This window comes from Microbacterium sp. H6 (assembly GCF_003314775.1).
Classification (GTDB): domain Bacteria; phylum Actinomycetota; class Actinomycetes; order Actinomycetales; family Microbacteriaceae; genus Microbacterium; species Microbacterium oxydans.
Window position 1 is genome coordinate 1 of sequence record NZ_QOAY01000154.1, and the last position, 3,518, is coordinate 3,518.

The following is a 3,518-nucleotide window of genomic DNA, read 5'->3' on the forward strand; positions in this document are numbered from 1 at the left end:
GGCAGGAGGGCGGCAGCGGCGGCGAGAAGATCATCGGCGCGGGGCGGTCGTCCCTCGCTCGGCTTCGCACGGACGAGGGCGACGAGAGCCGGACTCGGATCCTCGTCCAGCACGACGGCCGCCGCCGCCACGCCGGGAAGCGCCTCGAGCACCGCCTGCGTCTCACCGGGCTCCACCCGCATGCCGCGGATCTTCACCTGATCGTCGACGCGCCCCCGGTGCACGAGCCCTGCGGGCGTGCGTTCGACGAGGTCTCCTGTGCGATAGAGCCGCTCCCCGGAACCACTCGGGTCGGCGATGAAACGCTCGGCGGTCACAGCCAGGCGACCGAGGTACCCGAGCGCGAGCTGTGCGCCGCTGAGGTAGAGCTCACCCACCCCGCCGGGCTCCACCGGACGCAGGAGCCGGTCCAGCACGCGCAGCCGCGTGCCGGGAGTCGCTCGTCCGATCGGGGCGCTCGACCCCGTCGCTCCCTCGGCATGATCCCCGGCGGTGACGTCGATCGCCGCCTCCGCCGGACCGTAGAGATTGTGCACGGGGGCTTCGGCGAGCGCCGCGGCCCTTTCCGCGAGGGCAGACGGCAGGGACTCGCCGCTGCAGAGGATGCGGGTGATGCTCGACCACTCCGGCCGAGGCACCAGGTCGAGGTAGGCGGACAGCATCGAGGGCACGAAATGCAGGGTCGTGACCGCCTCGGCCGCGATGAGGGCATCCAGCGCCTCGGGATCGCGGTGTGCGGCAGGAGGAGCGAGCACCAGCCGGGCTCCGGTGACGAGAGGCAGGACCAGCTCCCAGACGGAGACGTCGAAGGAGAGCGGCGTCTTGTGCAGGATCACATCGCCCGCGTCGATCCGATAGCGATCGCGCATCCACGCGAGCCGCACGACGAGCCCCCCTCGGGTGTTCACGCATCCCTTCGGGCGTCCCGTCGTTCCGGAGGTGAAGACGAGGTACGCCGGCGCGTCGGAACGGCGACGCGCAGCCGCGTCTGCTGCTGTCGATTCAGGCGCTGTGGATGCAGCGAGTGTGAATCCAGCTGCCGCAGCCACGCGCAGCTCGCGCACGGAACCGGCGCCGAGCGCGGCGTCCGTCACCGGGGCGGAGGAAGCCCCCGTGGCTCCCAGCTCTTCCGCGAGGGGCTCCATCCCCGGCGCGATGTACAGTGTCGTCGCTCCGGAATCGGCGAGAGCGACACGTCGGCGCTCCACAGGAAGCTCTGGATCCAGTGCGACGAACGGGCGTGCTGCGCGGAGCGCCGCGAGCACGCCGATGACGAGAGCGGACGACCGCGGCGCGAGCAGGGCGACAGGACCGACTCCCGCACCGAAGACGCGCGCGAGCTGGTCGGCGGCCGCGTGCAGCGCCGCTGTCGTGATGCGCTGCTTCCCCGCCACGAGCGCGATGCGATCGCCATGAGCGTCCCGGGCCGCGTCGAGGAGCGCGTCCAGGTCCGCATCCGGAACCGGTCCGCCGTCCAGCTCGTCGCCGGCGTCTTCGGCACCGCTCTGCGTCGGCAGCGGGATCCTCGCCACACGCACCGAGGGTTCCGCGATGACGGCATCGAGCACGGCATCGACCAGATCGAGCACGGTCTCCCCGCCGTATCGCGCGCCCGTCCGGGTGGCGACCTCCAACCGGACCGTGTCGCCGATCTCGACCAGGAGGGCAAGCGGGTAGTGCACCTCGTCACGTGCCCACGTGCCCGCCACCCGCAGACCGCCGCTCGCGCTCACCCAGTCCGAGACCGCATCCGGATAGTTCTCGACGACGAGCAGGCTGTCGAAGAGCGGGACGATCCCCTGAGACGACTGCACCGTGCGGAGATCGGCGCTGGGGGCCGCGGCGAGCACGCCCTGCGTACGGTGGGCGCGCTGGACGACCTCCGACGCGAGGTCGCCGGGTCGCACACGCACCCGGAACGGCAACGTGTTGCCGAGCAGGCCGATGATCCGCTCCGCTCCGGGGATGCCCACGCCGCGACCGGACACGGTGAAGCCGAAGACCACGTCATCACGGTCGACGATGTGACCGAGGACGATGCCCCAGGCGGCGCTCACCACGGCAGCCGGCGAGACGCCGAGGGAGCGGGCCCTGGAACGCAGCGCCTCACCGTCGTGTCGGTGCCGCACCTTCCGCACGGGGGAATCATCGACGCCCGAAACTGCTCCTTCCGAGGCGCCTCCATCCGAGACGATCGTCGCCTCCGTGACGCCGTCCAGCAGTCCGGTGACGAGCGCGCCGTCGGTCGGGTCGGGCTCCTCCGGGGCGACCACATCGAGGTAGTCGACGAAGTGCGCCTCCGACTCTGGCGGGGTCTCGCCGGTCGCCCGACTCAGGATCTCCTCGAGCAGCAGGGGGATCGACCAGCCGTCGAGCAGCAGGTGGTGCGCGGTCACGAGCAGCACCGCGCGAGCCGCTGTCACACGCAGCAGGGCGACCCGGATCAGCGGCGGCCGCTGCGGATCGAAGCCGCGCTCCCATTCGGTTGCGGCGAACGCCTGCACCGGCGCGGTGATCGACGCCTGTCCGCGCGCCGATCCTGCGGCCTCCGGCAGATCGACGACGGTGACATCGGGTTCGACCCGCTCCGGCACGAACTGCACCGGATCGCCGTCGGAACCCGCGAAGAAGCCGACCCGGAGGTTCTCGTGCGCGGCGAGGACCTCCGCGACGGCCGACCGCACCGCTTGGGGCGAGAGCTCACCCTCGACCTCGACGGCGGCCTGCAGCAGGTACGTGGGAGACGCCCCGGTCTCCCGCTCCCACAGCGAGTGGAAGAGCAGACCGTGCTGGAGCGGGGTGAGCGGCCAGACGTCGAGGACAGCGGCCGTCGATGCGGAAGCGGTCGACGGGGAAGCGGTCGAGGGGGAAGCGGTCGTGCTCACGGGGTCTCCTCCAGGAGTCGTTCGATGCTGCTGAGGTCACGCGGGGCCAGGCGGGCGCGAGTCCGTCTGACGGCACGGGGTGCGGGCGACTCGGCGTCTGCCGAAGGCACGGCGGCGGCGGCGAGGCCGGCCAGCCTCTCGTGCGCGAACACCTGACCCGGGGTGATCGTGAAGCCCCGGGCGCGGACCAGCGCGACCAGGCGGATCGAGGAGATGCTGTCGCCGCCGAGCTCGAAGAAGGCCTCATCGGGCGAGACGCGGGAGAGGCCGAGAACCTCGGCGACCGCATCGACGACCGCGCGCTCCGCGTCGTTCTCCGCAGCGCGGCCCGTCGCGACCACCGCCACCGGATCGGGGAGTGCTCCGCGATCGATCTTCCCGTTCAGGGTGAGCGGGATGGCATCCAGCACGGTGACGATGCGGGGCACGGATGCGGCCGGGGACGTGGCAGCGACGGCATCGCGCACGGCGGCTCCGTCGAGGTCCACACCCTCCTCTGGCGCCACGTATCCGAGCAGCCGAGCGCGGCCGGTCTGATCCGGGCGGACGACGGCCGCCGCCCGGTGCACGCCGTCGACGCCGCGCAACGCGGCTTCGATCTCGCCGAGTTCGAGGCGGTGACCGTCGACCTTC

Annotated in this window: 2 protein-coding genes; both read right to left on the reverse strand. The window is 72.0% G+C overall.

Annotated elements, in window-relative coordinates; genetic code table 11:
• Positions 1-2,885, reverse strand: a 2,885-nt coding sequence (locus DSP71_RS09945; RefSeq protein WP_113681007.1) for an amino acid adenylation domain-containing protein, incomplete at its 3' end; no start/stop codon positions are given.
• Positions 2,882-3,518 (reverse strand): phosphopantetheine-binding protein (locus tag DSP71_RS09950; RefSeq protein ID WP_258546358.1); only part of this gene is annotated, 637 nt, incomplete at its 5' end. The genes DSP71_RS09945 and DSP71_RS09950, both read right to left, overlap by 4 nt.